The organism is Streptomyces ambofaciens ATCC 23877, from assembly GCF_001267885.1.
In the GTDB taxonomy this organism is placed as follows: Bacteria; Actinomycetota; Actinomycetes; order Streptomycetales; family Streptomycetaceae; genus Streptomyces; species Streptomyces ambofaciens.
Genome location: NZ_CP012382.1, coordinates 1,707,776 through 1,723,906, shown reverse-complemented (window position 1 = coordinate 1,723,906; position 16,131 = coordinate 1,707,776). Strand labels below are relative to the sequence as shown.

At 75.4% G+C, this 16,131-nt stretch carries 14 protein-coding genes; 9 read left to right on the top strand and 5 right to left on the bottom strand.

Annotation, left to right across the window (positions count from 1 at the left end; all coding sequences use genetic code 11):
• The first annotated feature begins 230 nt into the window (after positions 1–230).
• Together SAM23877_RS07775 and SAM23877_RS40660 are read left to right on the top strand one after the other, a co-directional pair.
• A complete protein-coding gene (locus tag SAM23877_RS07775; RefSeq protein WP_053128263.1) occupies positions 231–800 on the top strand; it encodes a helix-turn-helix domain-containing protein in 570 nt (189 codons plus the stop codon).
• A complete protein-coding gene (locus SAM23877_RS40660; protein WP_053128261.1) occupies positions 797–1,621 on the top strand; it encodes a helical backbone metal receptor in 825 nt (274 codons plus the stop codon). Before SAM23877_RS07775 ends, SAM23877_RS40660 begins: the two co-directional genes overlap by 4 nt.
• Here the strand turns inward: SAM23877_RS40660 and SAM23877_RS07765 are convergent.
• On the bottom strand, positions 1,548–2,726 hold the full coding sequence (locus tag SAM23877_RS07765) for a TDT family transporter (RefSeq protein ID WP_053128259.1): 1,179 nt from the start codon (positions 2,724–2,726) through the stop codon (positions 1,548–1,550). The genes SAM23877_RS40660 and SAM23877_RS07765 overlap by 74 nt on opposite strands.
• Before the next feature lie 70 nt (positions 2,727–2,796).
• On the opposite strand from SAM23877_RS07765, the gene SAM23877_RS07760 reads away from it, so the two are divergent.
• The gene (locus SAM23877_RS07760) at positions 2,797–3,774 is read left to right on the top strand and encodes a LysR family transcriptional regulator (RefSeq protein ID WP_053128257.1); all 978 of its coding nucleotides are present in this window, start codon (positions 2,797–2,799) and stop codon (positions 3,772–3,774) included.
• Positions 3,775–4,118: 344 nt separating this feature from the next.
• Here the strand turns inward: SAM23877_RS07760 and SAM23877_RS07755 are convergent, their stop codons facing one another.
• Both SAM23877_RS07755 and SAM23877_RS07750 read right to left on the bottom strand, forming a co-directional pair.
• Positions 4,119–4,811, bottom strand: a complete 693-nt coding sequence (locus SAM23877_RS07755; RefSeq protein WP_053128255.1) for a gamma-glutamyl-gamma-aminobutyrate hydrolase family protein — start codon at positions 4,809–4,811, stop codon at positions 4,119–4,121.
• A 72-nt stretch (positions 4,812–4,883) separates the two neighbouring features.
• Complete coding sequence (locus SAM23877_RS07750; protein WP_053128253.1) at positions 4,884–5,618, bottom strand: FadR/GntR family transcriptional regulator; 735 nt, start codon at positions 5,616–5,618, stop codon at positions 4,884–4,886.
• Positions 5,619–5,692: 74 nt separating this feature from the next.
• Between SAM23877_RS07750 and SAM23877_RS07745 the strand changes: the two genes are divergently transcribed.
• From SAM23877_RS07745 to SAM23877_RS07730, 4 genes are read left to right on the top strand one after another with little or no spacing between them, the layout of a single operon-like run.
• Positions 5,693–7,057, top strand: a complete 1,365-nt coding sequence (locus SAM23877_RS07745; RefSeq protein WP_053128251.1) for a glutamine synthetase family protein — start codon at positions 5,693–5,695, stop codon at positions 7,055–7,057.
• 7 nt (positions 7,058–7,064) lie between these two features.
• On the top strand, positions 7,065–8,456 hold the full coding sequence (locus SAM23877_RS07740; RefSeq protein ID WP_053128249.1) for an aldehyde dehydrogenase family protein: 1,392 nt from the start codon (positions 7,065–7,067) through the stop codon (positions 8,454–8,456).
• A 49-nt stretch (positions 8,457–8,505) separates the two neighbouring features.
• A complete protein-coding gene (locus SAM23877_RS07735) occupies positions 8,506–9,288 on the top strand; it encodes a 3-oxoacyl-ACP reductase (protein ID WP_053128247.1) in 783 nt (260 codons plus the stop codon).
• A gap of 37 nt (positions 9,289–9,325) precedes the next feature.
• Positions 9,326–10,306 (top strand): DUF2510 domain-containing protein, encoded by a 981-nt coding sequence (locus SAM23877_RS07730; protein ID WP_053128245.1) that lies wholly within the window; start codon positions 9,326–9,328, stop codon positions 10,304–10,306.
• Between the two features lie 10 nt (positions 10,307–10,316).
• Here SAM23877_RS07730 and SAM23877_RS07725 read toward each other — a convergent pair whose 3' ends face one another.
• Positions 10,317–11,519: an amino acid deaminase/aldolase gene (locus tag SAM23877_RS07725; protein WP_053128243.1), complete on the bottom strand. Its 1,203-nt coding sequence runs from the start codon at positions 11,517–11,519 to the stop codon at positions 10,317–10,319.
• 1,606 nt (positions 11,520–13,125) lie between these two features.
• Here SAM23877_RS07725 and SAM23877_RS07720 point away from each other — a divergent pair.
• Both SAM23877_RS07720 and mycP read left to right on the top strand, forming a co-directional pair.
• Positions 13,126–13,938: a hypothetical protein gene (locus SAM23877_RS07720; RefSeq protein WP_053128241.1), complete on the top strand. Its 813-nt coding sequence runs from the start codon at positions 13,126–13,128 to the stop codon at positions 13,936–13,938.
• Between the two features lie 53 nt (positions 13,939–13,991).
• Positions 13,992–15,170 (top strand): type VII secretion-associated serine protease mycosin, encoded by a 1,179-nt coding sequence (mycP, locus tag SAM23877_RS07715; protein ID WP_053142258.1) that lies wholly within the window; start codon positions 13,992–13,994, stop codon positions 15,168–15,170.
• Here mycP and SAM23877_RS07710 read toward each other — a convergent pair.
• Positions 15,155–16,054 (bottom strand): serine hydrolase, encoded by a 900-nt coding sequence (locus SAM23877_RS07710; RefSeq protein ID WP_425314782.1) that lies wholly within the window; start codon positions 16,052–16,054, stop codon positions 15,155–15,157. The genes mycP and SAM23877_RS07710 overlap by 16 nt on opposite strands.
• Positions 16,055–16,131 lie beyond the last annotated feature (77 nt).

The following is a 16,131-nucleotide window of genomic DNA, read 5'->3' as shown; positions in this document are numbered from 1 at the left end:
CGGAGGGCCGCCCGCGCCTTGAACCGGTAAGGTGCCGCCACCCGTCCACGGTCGGGGCGCGCGATGGCGAGAACTGTGAGGTCGCGGCCACCGCACCGTGACATCGATGTGACGGCCGCATGAAACGGTTTGCCGAACATGCGTAGGGTGCAGAGAACTCAACAGGAGAACGGCGCCCGGTCCAGGGCACCGCGGCGGCACGACGACGGGTGAAGGAGGGAGCCGGAGCGATGGGCGACCACAAAGATCAGCACCTTCGGGTGGGCGCGGCCGTGCGGCGTCGGCGCCGCGCCCTGGAGCTCACCCTCGCCGTCGTGTCCGAGCGCAGCGGCCTGTCCGTGCCCTTCCTCAGCCAGGTCGAGAACGACCGGGCCCGGCCCAGTCCGAGCTCCCTGGAGAAGGTGGCCGACGCGCTGCGCACCACCGCCGTGGAGCTGCTCGCCGCCGCCGACCCCGCGTGCAGTGTGGACGTGGTGCGGGCGGAGGACCCCGATCCGGAGCTGGCGCCCCGCGTGCGCTCCCTGGTGCGCGGCCACCACCAGATGCACGCCTCCGAGTTCACCGGCGATCACGACGCCGGGCGTGAACTGCAGTACCGCAACGACCAGTTGATGTTCGTCACCGAGGGCGCCGTCGAGATCGAGGCGGAGGGCCGCGCCTATCGGCTGGGGCGGGGCGACACGCTCTACCTCACCGGCGGGGTGCGGCACCGGTGGCGGGCGACGGTGCCCGACACCCGGCTGGTCGTCGTCGCCGTCGCCGAGCACATCGAGGCGGTCCGGGAAGGGCCCCGCCGGTGAGGGCGGTCTCCCTGGTCCCGTCGCTGACCGAGGCCGTCGCCGTGACGCTCCCGGGCGTGCTGGCCGGTGCCACCGACTGGTGCACGCACCCGGCCGGTCTCGACGTCGTCCGCGTCGGCGGCACCAAGAACCCGAAGACCGACCGCATCCTCTCGCTCGCGCCCGATCTGGTGATCGCCAACGAGGAGGAGAACCGCCCCGACGACCTGGACGCCCTGCGCGCGGCGGGCGTCGAGGTGCTGGTGACGGAGGTGCGGACGGTGTCGCAGGCCTTCACCGAACTGGACCGGGTGCTGGCCGCCTGCGGCGCGGCCTCCAGGCCCCGGTGGCTGGACGAGGCGGAGGCGGCCTGGGCGGCGGCGCCACCGGCCCCGGCTCCCTCGTCGCCGTCCCGAGCCCCGTCGCCGTCCTCGGCCTCGGCCCCGAGGTCCCCTGCCCGGGCCCCTGCCCCGTCGTCGTCGCCGTCCCTGGCCCCGGAGCGGCGCCGTACGGCCGTCGTGCCCGTCTGGCGTAGGCCCTGGATGGTGCTCGGCCGGGACACCTTCGCCGGCGACGTGCTGGCCCGCCTCGGCGTGGACAACCTGTACGGCCCTCACGCCGAGCGGTACCCGAAGATCGCGGTCGAGGAGCTCCGGGCGGCCCGCCCGGACGTCGTGGTCCTGCCGGACGAGCCGTACCGCTTCACCGCCGACGACGGCCCCGAGGCCTTCCCCGGCCTGCCCTGCGCCCTCGTCGACGGGCGGTGCCTCACGTGGTACGGACCGTCACTGGCCGAGGCCCCCCGGGTGCTGGACGCGGCCCTGCGAGCAGCGCGCCGCTGACCACGCCGCGCGCGGTGTGCACGGCGGCGACGGCCCAGGCGGCGACGAGCACCGCGTACAGGACGACGGTGAGGGCGTCGTAGGCGGCCAGTCCGGTGTGCCGGGCCAGCGACTGCGAGCCGGTGACGCAGGTGCCCACCGGGAAGGTGAACGACCACCACGTCATCGAGAACCCCATGCCCTCGCGCCGGGCCCGCACGACGTGCGCGGCGGCGAGGCACAGCCACCACAGCGCGAAGCCCATGACGGGAACGCCGTACAGGACGGCGAAGACCCCGAACGCCGTGCCGTACGGGGTCGGGCCGGCCCCGGGGGCCACCTCCGCGAACTGCCCCACGGCGGTCGTGGACTGCCCGAGCGGGCCCAGCACCAGGAACAGCGTCGGAGTCAGCGCGAGCGGCAGCGGACCGCCGGTGAGTAGCCTGCCGAAGATCACGGGCAGCGTCACCAGCGCCGCGAGCAGGCTCATCCCGAACAGGGTGACGCAGGCGAGCAGCAGCGTCTCGCGCGGCTGTCCCGGCGGGAGGTGCGGGACCAGGAGCGGCCCGACGGCCGCGGAGACCATCGGCGCGACGAGCGGCAGCAGCCACACCGGCCCTGCCTGCCCGGGCCCGATCCGGTGGCGCACGGCCATCAGGTACGGCACCCCGACCGCGGCCGCGAGCGCGACGGCCGTACCGGCGGCGAAGAGCACGGCGCACAGGGCGACCGCGGCGAAGGCGCCGATCCAGTCCCGGCCCAGGGAGACGGACCCGCCGCCGACGGCCAGGAGCGCCATCGACAGACAGCCGTAGAACGGCGCCGCCGCCGGGTCGAGCAGATGGGCACGGGCCTGGTCGCGATGGTGGCGCCAGTGCAGGGAACGGGCCACCAGCAGCGTCCCCAGCAGGAGGAAGGACAGCGCCCAGACCGCGGTGCAGACGGCGCGCCACCCCGGCACGTGCCAGGGCAGCGCGGCTCCCGCGGTACCGACGACGGCGGTCCCCATGACGCAGGCGTACCAGTTGGGCCCGAGATGACGGACGGCGAGGGCGCGCCGGGCGGGGGCGGCGGGGGAGAGGGGCTGCTCCGCGGGGACGGAGCGGGACCGGGCTGCGGTGACCATGCGTCCACGGTCCTGCCGGCCGAATGTCCTGACCAGGGACCCTTCCTCTATGAGGGCATAAGCTGGGGTTATGAGCAGCGGTACGGGCAGCGCCAGGCGGTCGGGTGACACGGACGGCGCGGAGGGCGGACAGGACCCCCGGGGGCGGCACGTGGCGGGCTCCCTGGCGCACCGGGTGCCGGATCTCGGCGCCATGGAGCTGCTGCTGGCGGTGGCGCGGCTGGGCAGTCTCGGCGGGGCGGCACGTGAGCTGGGCATCACCCAGCCGGCCGCCAGCAGCCGCATCCGGTCGATGGAACGCCAGCTCGGGGTCGCCCTGGTGGACCGTTCGCCGCGCGGTTCGCGGCTGACCGACGCCGGGGCGCTGGTCACGGACTGGGCGCGCCGGATCGTGGAGGCCGCCGAGGCGTTCGACGCGGGAGCGCAGGCGCTGCGGGACCGGCGGGACTCGCGGCTGCGGGTGGCGGCGAGCATGACGATCGCCGAGTACCTGCTGCCGGGCTGGCTGGTCGCCCTGCGCACCCAGCTGCCGGACACCGCGGTGTCGCTGCTCGCCGGGAACTCCGCGGCGGTGGCGGAGCGCCTGCTGTCCGGCGAGGCCGACCTGGGCTTCGTGGAGGGAGTGAGCGTCCCCGCGGGCCTCGACTCGGCTGTCATCGCCCACGACCGCCTGATCGTCGTGACGGCACCGGGTCACCCCTGGGCCCGCCGCCGGCGCCCGCTCGAGGCGGCGGAACTGGCCGCCACCCCGCTGATCCTGCGGGAACAGGGCTCCGGCACCCGGCAGGTCCTGGACGCGGCGCTGGGCGGCCTGGCCCGCCCCCTGATCGAGCTCTCGTCGACCACCGCCGTCAAGGCGGCCGCGGTGAGCGGGGCCGGCCCCTCGGTCCTCAGCGAACTCGCCGTCGGCGAGGAACTCACGACCCGGCGCCTGGTGCGCGTGCCCGTGGCGGACGTCGCCCTGGCCCGCGACCTGCGAGCGGTCTGGCCCACGGGCCACCGCCCGACCGGCCCGGCCCGGCAACTGCTCTCACTGACGCGGGCGTAGGCCGTGTGGCGCGGTCGAGGGACCTGACCGCCGAACCTCGCCGTGGGCGCCACGCGGCCGAACCGCCGGGTTCCGCTCGGGTGTGCCGCGCCGGTGCCGGTGGGCCGGCTGGGTGCCGGGTTCGGCTCGTGGGGCACGGGTGGGTGTCGTGGGCGGGGTGTGTCGCCGGGGTTTCGCTCGGGTGTGCGGCGCCGGTGCCGGTGGGCCGGCTGGGTGCCGGGTTCGGCTCGTGGGGCACGGGTGGGTGGTGCCGGGTTCCACTCGGGTGTGCCGCGCCGGTGCCGGTCGGTCGGCTGGGTGCCGGGTCCGGCTCGTGCGGCACGGGCCAGGTGGGGTGGGCCGGTTCAGTCCGATGCCGCCGCGTTCACCAGTGCCGCCATCACCCGCACGTCCTCGCCCATCTCCGGGTGCCACTGCACGCCGAGGACCCAGCCCCGGCCGGACGGCAGTTCGAGGGCCTCGACGGTGCCGTCCGCGGCGTGGGCGGAGGGGACCAGCCCCGTACCGAGCCGGTCCACCGCCTGGTGGTGGTACGTCGGCACGAACACCTCCTCGGGCACGACACCGGCGTACAGCGTCCCCGGCACCGGCGTGACCGGGTGGCCGCCGAAGACCCCGACCGCCTCGGCGTGGCCGTCGATGTGCTGGACCAGGGTGCCGCCCAGGGCGACGTTCAGCAGCTGCATGCCCCGGCAGACGCCCAGCAGGGGCACCCCCGTGCTCAGGGCCGCCTCGATGAGCGCCAGTTCCCAGGTGTCGCGGGCCCGGGCCGGCGGTCCGGTGCGCGGGTCGCGCTCGGCACCGTAGCGGGCCGGCTCCACGTCCGGGCCGCCCGCGATCACCAGGCCGTCCAGTCGGGCGACGGTGGCGGAGGCGTGCTCCGGCGCGTCCGGCGGGAGCATCACGGCCAGCCCGCCCGCCCGCTGCACGAGCCGCGGATACCCGGCCGGAAGCAGCGCCGCCTCCAGCTCCCACACGCCCCAGCGCGCCCCGGTCTCCAGGTACGTACTGACGCCGATCAGCGGCATGCCCGCCATCCGACCTCCCGGTAATGGCTCGTCCTCATACCTTTGCCGGGCGCCGTCGCCGCGGCAAGACGCGTACGCGCCCTAGGCCAGGAACCCGCGCAGCAGCGCGGCCGTCCCCGCGCAGTGCTCCCGCGCGATCTCCCGCGCTCCGTCGGCGTCGCCGTCGAGCACCGCCGCCACGAGCGCGGTGTGCTGCCGCTGCGAGTGCTCCAGGTTGCGCACCAGCAGCGGGATGCAGTCCAGCAGGTCGTTCAGGCCGGCCCGGACGGCGGCGTACTGCGCGGCCAGGGTCGGTGAGCCGCACAGCTCGGCGAGGGTGAGGTGCAGCCTCGTGTCCAGCCGCCGGTAGGAGGCCAGCGGCGCGTCCCGCGTGCCGGCCAGCGCCTCGCGCAGCCGCGCCGCCCGCGCGTCCGTCAGCCCGTGCGCCGCGCACAGCCCGGCCGCGCCCACCTCCAGCACCTCCCGGAAGCGCAGCACGTCCTCGATGTCGACCCCGGCGACCCGGCGCCGCAGTTCGTCCTCACCGCCGGAATCCGCCCGCGGCAGCACGAACGTTCCGCCGTACCGGCCGCGCCGGGCCTCCACCAGCCCCTGGTCCTGGAGCACCCGCAGCACCTCGCGGAGCGTGACCCGGCTGATCCCCAGCCGCTCCGCCAGCTCCCGCTCGGCCGGCAGCCGCTCGCCCCCGGACACCAGACCCAGCCGCACGACCTGGAGGATCTGCTCCAGCGCCTCCTCGAAGCCGTTGCCGGCCCGTACCGTCCGCAGGACCGGCGCGAGCCGGTCCGTCACGCTCCCGCCGGTTTCCTCCGGCATGCGGCCGCGCCCCCTTCCCAAGCAATGGTCACCCGCAATACCTTATGGCTCCCGGCCACAAGGAGGCTCTCCCCGTGCCAGACCGCACACCCCCTCTCGGGGTCGAGGAACTGCACGCCCTCGTCGCCGGCGGTGAGATCGACACCGTCGTCCTGGCCTTCCCCGACATGCAGGGACGCCTCCAGGGCAAGCGGTTCGCCGCGCGCTTCTTCCTGGACGAGGTCCTCCGGCACGGCACGGAGGGCTGCAACTACCTCCTCGCCGTCGACGCCGACATGAACACCGTCGACGGCTACGCGATGTCCTCCTGGGACCGCGGCTACGGCGACTTCGCCCTCCACCCCGACGTGCGGACCCTGCGCCGCCTGCCCTGGAACGAGGGCACCGCGATGGTCGTCGCCGACCTCGCCTGGGAGGACGGCTCACCGGTGCTCGCCGCGCCCCGCCAGATCCTGCGCCGCCAGCTCGAGCGCCTCGCCGGACACGGCCTGAGCGCGCGGGTCGGCACGGAGCTGGAGTTCATCGTCTTCCGGGACACCTACGAACAGGCCTGGGACGCCAACTACCGCGGCCTGACCCCGGCCAACCAGTACAACATCGACTACTCGGTCCTCGGCACCGGCCGCGTCGAGCCCCTGCTGCGCCGCATCCGCAACGAGATGGCCGGTGCCGGCCTCACCGTCGAGTCCGCCAAGGGCGAGTGCAATCCCGGCCAGCACGAGATCGTCTTCCGCTACGACGAGGCCCTGGTCACCTGCGACCAGCACGCGGTCTACAAGACCGGCGCCAAGGAGATCGCCGCCCAGGAGGGCATGTCCCTCACCTTCATGGCCAAGTACAACGAGCGTGAGGGCAACTCCTGCCACATCCACCTCTCCCTCGCCGACGCCGACGGCAACAGCGCCATGGCCGGCGAGGAGGAGGGCGGCATGTCCGAGACCATGCGGCACTTCCTCGCCGGACAGTTGGTGGCGCTGCGCGAGTTCTCCCTCCTCTACGCCCCCCACATCAACTCCTACAAGCGGTTCCAGCCGGGCTCCTTCGCCCCGACCGCCGTCGCCTGGGGACGCGACAACCGCACCTGCGCCCTGCGCGTCGTCGGCCACGGCCGTTCCCTGCGGTTCGAGAACCGGCTGCCCGGCGGCGACGTGAACCCGTACCTCGCGGTCGCGGGCATGGTGGCGGCGGGGCTGCACGGTGTCGAGCAGCGGCTGGAGCTGCCCGAGCCGTGCCCGGGCAACGCCTACGCCGCGGACTACGCGCACGTCCCGACCACCCTGCGCGAGGCCGCCGAGCTCTGGGAGAACAGCGCCCTCGCCGAGGCCGCCTTCGGGGACGAGGTCGTCGCCCACTACCGCAACATGGCGCGGGTCGAACTCGACGCCTACGACGCCGCGGTCACGGACTGGGAGCTGCGCCGCTCCTTCGAACGCATGTGAGGTCCCCTTGTCCCACCAGGCACCCGGAACAGCGGCACCCGACCTGCGGGTACTGAACCCCGCCACCGAGGAGGTCGTCGCCACCGTCCCCGCGGCCTCCGCCGCCGACGTCGACGCCGCCGTCGCACGGGCCGCACGGGCGCAGACGGCCTGGGCCGCCCTGGCCCCCGGGGACCGGGCCCGGCTCCTGCGCCGGTTCGCCGCCACCGTCGACGACCACCTGGAGGAGCTGGCCCGCCTGGAGGTCCGCGAGGCCGGACACACCATCGGCAACGCCCGCTGGGAGGCCGGGAACGTCCGCGACCTGCTCGACTACGCCGCCGGGGGAGTGGAACGGCTCACCGGACGGCAGATCCCGGTCGCCGGCGGCCTGGACGTCACACTCCTCGAACCGCTCGGCGTCGTCGGCGTCATCGCGCCCTGGAACTTCCCCATGCCGATCGCGGCCTGGGGCACCGCGCCCGCACTGGCGGCGGGCAACGCGGTCCTCCTCAAGCCCGCCGAGACGACCCCGCTGACCGCGCTGCGCCTGGCCGAACTGGCCCTTGTGGCCGGACTCCCCGAAGGCCTCCTCCAGGTGCTGCCCGGACACGGGGCCGTCGCGGGCGACGCGCTCGTCACCCACCCGGGCGTCGCCAAGATCGTCTTCACCGGGTCGACGGCCGTGGGCCGGCAGGTGGCGGCCAAGGGCGCGGCACTCCTCAAGCCCGTCACCCTGGAACTCGGCGGCAAGAGCCCCAACATCGTCTTCGCCGACGCCGACCTCGAGGCCGCCGCCACCGCCACGCCCATGTCCTTCCTCGACAACTCCGGCCAGGACTGCTGCGCCCGCACCCGCATCCTGGTCCAGCGCGCGGTGTACGACCGCTTCCTCGGCCTCCTCGCCCCCGCGATCGAGTCCGTCCTCGTCGGCGACCCGGCCGACGAACGCACCGACATGGGCCCGCTCATCTCCCGTGCCCAGCTGGACCGCGTCCGCTCCTACGTCCCCGAGGACGCCGACGGCATCCGGGGCAAGGCCCCCGCGGGCGGCCCCGGCTTCTGGTTCCCGCCCACCGTTCTGACCGGTGTCGACGCGCACGCGCGGGTGGCGGTCGAGGAGGTCTTCGGGCCCGTCGCCGTCGTCCTGCCCTTCGAGGACGAGGCCGACGCCGTCCACCTGGCCAACGCCACCGACTACGGTCTGTCCGGCTCGGTCTGGACCCGGGACGTCGGCCGCGCCCTGCGCGTCTCCCAGGCGGTGCGGGCCGGGAACCTGTCCGTCAACTCCCACTCCAGCGTCCGCTACTGGACGCCGTTCGGCGGGTTCAAGCAGTCCGGTCTCGGCCGCGAACTCGGCCCGGACGCGCTGACCGCCTTCACCGAGACCAAGAACGTCTTCATCAGCACCGCCCCGTGACGCCCCACAGCGTCCCGTAACGTCCCGTCGAGCACGGAGGACCCGCACAGTGAGCGAAGACATCGTCTGCCGCAGGCTCGTCGGCCGTACCGCCGTCGTCACCGGGGCCGGCAGCGGCATCGGCCTCGCCACCGTCCGCCGGCTCGCCTCCGAGGGCGCGCACGTCGTCTGCGGCGACGTGGACGAGACCCGGGGCAAGGCGGCGGCCGACGAGATCGGCGGCACCTTCGTCAAGGTCGACGTCACCGACCCGGGGCAGGTCGAGGCGCTGTTCGAGACGGCGTACGACACCTACGGGAGCGTCGACGTCGCGTTCAACAACGCCGGTATCTCGCCGCCGGACGACGACTCCATCCTGGAGACCGGCCTGGAGGCGTGGAAGCGCGTCCAGGAGGTCAACCTGACCTCCGTCTACCTGTGCTGCAAGGCCGCCATCCCCTACATGCGGCGTCAGGGCCGCGGGTCCATCATCAACACGGCGTCCTTCGTGGCCCGGATGGGCGCGGCCACCTCGCAGATCTCGTACACGGCCTCCAAGGGCGGTGTCCTCGCCATGTCCCGCGAACTGGGCGTGCAGTTCGCGCGGGAGGGCATCCGCGTCAACGCCCTCTGCCCCGGGCCGGTCAACACCCCGCTCCTCCAGGAACTGTTCGCCAAGGACCCGGAGCGGGCCGCGCGCCGCCTCGTCCACATTCCGCTCGGGCGTTTCGCCGAGGCCGAGGAGATCGCCGCCGCCGTCGCCTTCCTGGCCAGCGACGACTCCTCCTTCGTGAACGCCAGCGACTTCCTGGTCGACGGCGGGATCTCCGGGGCGTACGTCACACCGCTGTAGATCACCGCGAGCGGCGCCCTACAGTGCCGGGATGAGCATGACGCCGCCGCCCGGCTGGTACTCCGATCCGTCGGCCCCGCACCAGGAACGGTGGTGGGACGGAACGGCCTGGACGGAGCACCGCCGGGCGCCCGAGCCCGCCGGGTACGGGGCACCCCCGGCCCAGCAGCAGGTACGACCCGGGGCGCCCGGGCCGTCGTCGACCGTGCCCCTGTTCACGGGCGGCCACCCGGAGCAGCGCCGGCCCGCGGACGGCACCGTGCGCGGCAAGGCCGTCGCCCTCACCGCCGCCGGGGCCGTGCTGGTCGCGGCGATCGCCGGCGGCGTGTTCTTCCTCGGCGAGGAGGACGGCGGCCCGCGGACACCGACCTCGCCGTCCTCCGCCGCTCCCACCGGCCCGTCGCCGGTGAGCGCGACGCCGACCCCTTCGCCGACCCCCACCGACGCCCCGACCGTGGTCGAGGACCAGCTCAACGGCATTACCTTCCCGCTGCCGGACGGCTGGGTCCCGCCGAAGCACGTCACCGAGGACGACGTCATGATGACCACGGACGGCACCTACGACTGTCCCGCCGACGGCGGTGTGTGCCGGCACGGACTCGTCGTCTCGCGCACCGTCACGGCGAACGCCGAGTCCTCCCCGAAGACCCTCGCCGAGCAGGACATCGAGGACGCGGCCGACGACGCCTACGACCGCGACCTGGTCGGCAACAAGCCCTTCGGCGGCATCGAGTCCCACGAGGAGGTGGCGTCCGGGCCGGTCGCCGTCGCCGGACGCGCCGGGTACTACGTGCGCTGGCGGGTCACGACGGCCGAGGGCCCCGGCGGCTACGTGCAGTCGATGGTGTTCCCCTCCACCGTCGGCACCGAGTCCCCGATCCTCGTCCGCTACGTCTTCGACGCCGGCGAGGACGGTCCGCCCCTGGACGACATGGAGCGGATCACCAAGGGCATCCGGCCCGTCGGCGACGCGGACACGGGCGGCGGCGTGGGCAGCGGAATCGGCCCGTCGAACTGACCCGGCGCGCCTACAGGTAGGTGTGCCCCTCGCCCCGGTACGTCGGCACCGTCGCCGTCACCGCGTCCCCCTCGACCAGGTGCAGCGCGTCGAACCGCTCGCACAGCTCACCGGCCTTGGCGTGCCGGAACCACACCTTGTCGCCGATGAGGAGGTCGTCGGCGGGCGTGCCGAGCAGCGGCGTCTGCACCTCGCCGGCCCCCTCCTGGGAGTCGTAGCGCAGCCCTTCGGGGAGGTACGGCTCCGGCAGCCGGTCGGCGCCGGGCGCGCCGGAGGCCGGATAGCCGCCGCCGAGCACGGCCACCACGCCGACCCCCGGACGCCGGACGACGGGCTGGGCGAACAGCGCCGCCGGGCGCCCCCGGAACGACGTGTAGTTGTCGAACAGCCGCGGCACGTACAGCCCGGAGCCGGCGGCGATCTCCGTGACCGCGTCCTCCGCGGCGGTGTGCTGCACGCTGCCCGTGCCGCCGCCGTTGACGAACTCCAGACCGGGTACCACCGCCCGGACCGCCCGGACGACCGCGGCACGCCGCTCGGCGAGTTCACGGCGGGCGGCCCCCTGCATCAGCCGCACCGCCCGCGACCGCAGCGGCCGCCCCGCCACCGCGTCCCCGACCCCGGCGACATGCCCCTCGTACGCCATGATGCCGACGACCTCGAACCCCGGCCGGCGGGCCACCGCGCGGGCCAGGTCGGCGACCTGGGCGGGGGAGTGCAGCGGAGAGCGCCGTGCGCCGACCCGCACGCGTCCGCCGAGCAGCCTCAGCGAGGTGTCCAACTCCAGGCACACCCGGACGACTTCCCGGCCGCCGTCGCGCGCCGCGTCGATGAGGTCCAGCTGCGCCGGGTCGTCGATCATCACGGACACGGCGGAGGCGAGCTTGGGATCGGCGGTCAGTTCGGCGTACCGGGCGCGGTCCGCCGACGGGTAGGCGAGCAGCACGTCCTCGAAACCGGAGCGTGCGAGCCACAGGGACTCGGCCAGGGTGAACGACATGACCCCCGCGAAACCGTCCCTGCCCAGGACCCGTTCGAGCAGGGCCCGGCAGCGCACGGACTTGCTGGCGACCCGGATCGGCTTGCCTCCGGCCCGACGGACCAGGTCGTCCGCGTTCGCGTCGAAGGCCTCCAGGTCCACGATCGCCACGGGGGCGTCCAGATGGGCGGTGGCCCGGTCGTAACGGGCCCGGTCGGCGGCGCGCGCAGTCATGGACGCAGCCTGCCAGACAGGATTACCGCAGGGTAGGGGGACGTTCCGGGCCAATGCCACGAGGGCGCGGACTGGTTCCCCGCCGGGCGGGGTCACGCCGTAGAGTGACGCGCACGCACGGCGGCACGGCCCCCGAGGCAGGGCTCCGGAGTCCGCGCCGGGATGGCGGTCCTCCCGTGCGGGTATGCGTGCCCGGGACGGAGCGCTCCGCGCCGGGCCGGGGCAGGAGACCACATCACCGGCCCGCGTCGGAGAAACGGCCCGGGCCCGAGGAAACGGGGGGTGCATGAGCACGGAAGCGCGCCGCGCCTCCCTCCCCCCACACTCGGGGCACCCGCCCCGCCAGGAGACGCCGCCCCGCCCGGAGACCCCGCCGAGCCCCGGCGGCTCCCCCCGTCCCGGAATCCCACCTCACCCGGCTGCCCCGCCCCGTCCCGGTACGCCGCCGGCCCCGCAGGCCCGTCCCGGTACGCCGCCGCGCCCCGTCGACCCGCCCCAGTCGGCCCAGCCGCCGGCGGCGCCCGGTGGGGACCCGGCCGGCACGGACCGACGCACACCGGTCGCACCGTCCTACCCCGCCTCACGGCACACGGAGGCACGCGACTCGAACGCCCGGCCCGCCGACTCCCGCCCGGGCGCGGACGGGTCGCCGGCAGCGGGCGACGAGGGTTTTCCCGGCCCGCGTACGGCCCGGGAGCAGGACCCGGTGGACGGTTCCGGGAGCCGGGGCGACGGCCGGGACACCTGCTCGCCCGAGCCGCGTAGGGGCGGTGGCCGCGAGGCCTCGGACTCCGGCGCCCGCCCCCGTTACCCGCACTTGCGGCCCGCCGACTCCCGGGCCACCGAGCCCGCGCCTCCGCCTCCCAGCGCCTCCGCGCGTTTCCCCGACACCCCGCCGACCGTCGGCCGTGGTGCCCCGGGGGACGGCGGGGCCCGGCGGACGCACCGCCCCGCGCCACCTCCACCACGTCGCCCCGACGCACCTGCCTCCGGCGCACCTGCCTCCGGCCGCCCCGATGCGCCCGTCTTCGGTGGCCCCGAAGCGCCCGCCTCCCGTGCGCCCGTCTTCGGCGGCCCCGACGCGCCTGCCTCCGGTGCGCCCGTCTTCGGTGGCCCCGACGCGCCCGCCCCCGGCGCATCCGTCACCCGTGGCCCCGGCGCATCCGTCACCCGTGGCCCCGGCGCACGCGTCTCCGGTGGCCCCGATGCGCCTGCCTCCGGTGCATCCGTCTCCCGTGGCCCCGGCGCACCCCTTTCCGGTGGCCCTGGTGCGCCCGCCGCCGGCGCACCCGCCTCCCGTGGCCCCGCTGACGCCTCGTGGAACGGTGGCCCGTCGCAGGCGTCGTCCCGCGGCCCGGTGGCCTCGTCGTCCTCCGGCCCCGGCACACCCGCGGGGCCCCCACGGGGCGCCACCACGTCGCCCCCGCGCCCCACCGCGCCCCCGGAGGCCCCGTCGGAGACGACCCGGCGCCTTCGCCCCGTCCCGCCGGAACCGGAACCGGCGTCAGCGCCGCACCCCGCGTCCGGCCCGGCCGGCACGGCCGCCGCACCCGACCCCGCGCGGTCCTGGAGCGCTCCGACGGCGCCCGGCGAAGGGCGGCCGCGGGTGTCGTTCGCGGAGCCCGAGGGGTACGACGAGCACGCCCGGCCGCGTCCGTTCGGTGAGCGCGGGCGGGCGCAGGCCGTCGCCGCGGCCGTCTGCCTCGTGCTGGGCCTGGGGCTGGTCACGGGGGCCGTCACCGGCAGCTGGCTCACCGGGGACTCGGGTGACGACGGTGCGCGCAGCGCGTTCACCGAGGCGGGAGACCTGTGGCACAGCGTGCCGGTCGACCAGCTGTTCCCGCCCACCGTGCGCGGACAGGGCGCCGGACCCGGCGGCGCCGACCGCACGTGGACGCGGGTCGCCGTCGCGCCGGACAGCGGCTGCGAGGGCGCCTTCGACCCGCTGCTGGCCAAGCTCCTCGACCCCGTCGGCTGCCGGCGCCTGCTGCGCGCCACCTACACCGACGCCACCCAGAGCTACGTCACCACCGTCGGCATGCTCTTCACCAAGGCCGACGCCGCCGCCATGACCTCGCTGGCGGGCCGGTTCGAGAAGGAGGGCCTGGGCCGCCGGGAGGACCTCATGCCGCTGCCGTACGCCGCCGAGGACACCGTCGCCGCCGGCTTCGGTGCGCGGCAGCGGGCCTCGTGGACCGTCTCCGTCCTCACCGACGGCCCCGTCGTCGTCTACGCCGTCTCCGGCTGGGCGGACGGCCGCGGCGTCGACGAGCCCCAGCCCGCCGAGGAGGCCATGGAGTCCGGCGCGGGCTCGGCCCCCGCCCAGGCCGGCCTCGGCCACGAGGCGCAGGGCCTCGCCGACCGCGTCGAACGTGCCCTGCGCAAGAACGTCGGCCAGGCCACGGAGCGTCCGTCGTGAAGACCGCCCACACCGCCGGCGCCGCCGAGACCGCCGTGAGGCCCGCCGCCCCCGTGCCGCACACCGGCGCCCGCAGGACGGGCGCCCTGGGGCTCCTCCTCGCCGCCGCCCTGGTCCTCGTCCCGGCGCCCGCCGCGCACGCCGACGGCATCCGCGCCCAGCAGTGGGCCCTGGACGCCCTGCACACCGACGAGGCGTGGCGCACCACCAAGGGCGCGGGCGTCACCGTCGCCGTCCTGGACACCGGCGTCGAGGCCGACCACCCCGACCTGGCGGGCAACGTCCTCGACGGCAAGGACCTGGTCGGCTTCGGCGCGAGCGAGGGGGAGCGCGCCTGGGCTCGGCACGGTACCGCCATGGCCGGGATCATCGCCGGCCACGGACACGGCGCCGGCAACGCGGAGGGCGCCATGGGCGTCGCCCCGGAGGCGAAGATCCTGCCCCTGCGCGTCATCCTGGAGGACGGCGACCCGTCCCGCGCCAAGGCCCGCAAGACCCGCGGCAACGCCCTCGCCGACGGCATCCGCTGGGCCACCGACCACGGCGCCGACATCATCAACCTCTCCCTGGGCGACGACTCCGCCTCAGCCCACCCCGAACCCGCCGAGGACGAGGCCATCCAGTACGCCCTGCGGAAGGGCGTGGTCGTCGTCGCCTCGGCCGGCAACGGAGGAGAGAAGGGCGACCACATCTCCTACCCGGCCGCCTATCCGGGCGTGATCGCCGCGACCGCCGTCGACCGTTACGGCACCCGCGCCTCCTTCTCCACCCGCCGCTGGTACGCCACGGTCAGCGCCCCCGGCGTCGACGTGATCATCGCCGACCCGGACCACCGCTACTACGAGGGCTGGGGCACCAGCGCCGCCTCCGCCTTCGTCTCCGGGGCCGCCGCCCTGGTGAAGTCGGCCCACCCCGACCTCACCCCGGCCCAGGTCAAGTCCCTCCTGGAGGACACGGCCCGCAACGCCCCCACCGAGGGCCGCGACGACTCCCGCGGCTACGGCTTCGTCGATCCCGCCGCGGCCATCGAGGCGGCCGGACGTCTGGAGCCCCGGGGCCTCAAATCGGCCGCGTACGGTGACGAGTACTTCGGCTCCGGACCCGACGCCGCCGGCTCCGACGAGGGCACCGCCGCCTGGGCGGCGCCCCTCGCGGGCGGCGCGGGCGGCGTCATGATCGTCGCGGCCGTCGTCCTGTGGCGGGGCCGCCGCGAACGCTACGACGACTTCTGACCCGAGGCCGCGCCGTCCTCCCCGGACGGGACGGCCCCGGAGAAGACGGCCACCGCCGCCCGCGCCGCCGCCTCGGTGAGCGCGATCCCCTCCGCCCGGGTCGCACTGCCGCGCGACACGACCGCCACCAGACGGTCGCGTCCGCCCGCCGTGACCCGCCCGATGCTGTCGGCCACCCACAGCCCGGTGGTGCTGCGCCGCAGCCAGCCGTTCTTCAGCGCCCACGCCGAATCGCCGGTGTCGTCCGCCGCGGCCGACACACCCCACCGCTGACCGTCGGCGATCCGCCCCATCAGCCCGCGCACGTACGCCCGTGAGGCCTCGCTCAGCTCCGAGCCGTCCGCCACGAACACCTGCCGCAACAGCGCCACCTGGTCGGCGGCCGTGGTCTGCGTCAGCCCCCACAGGGGGCCGTCGCCGCCCCGGGTCCGCGTCAGTCCGAAGCGCTCGTTCCCGGCGTCGAGCCCGTCCGCCGCCCCGATCGCCCGCCACAGCGCCGACGCCGAGTCGTTGTCGCTACTCTCGATCATCGCGACGGCGTACGCCTTCTCCGCGGCGGTGAGCGCACGCCCCGCGTCCTGCGCCTGGAGCAGCAGCACCGCCAGGATGTCGACCTTGACGATGCTCGCCGTGTCGTAGAGGTCCGTGCCGTGCGAGGCGCTCTCGCCCGAGGCCGTGTCGAACACCGCCACCGACACCTCGGCGCCGTCCGCCACGGGCACCGACGCCATGGCCGAGGCCAGCAGCGCGTCACGGTCCTCGACCGGTTCAACCGGTCCGACCGGTTCGGTCGTCTCCACCACCGATGCCTCCTCGTCCACGGGTGCCGGGGGCGAAGAGGTCACGCCGCCCGCCGCCGGGCGGGTGTGTCCCTGCCCTGCCAGTACAGGCTGTGCGGAGTGTGGGACCGGCGTGAGGTCCTGGTCAAAGGTCCCTGAGAGGACCGTGAGGAGCCCGACCG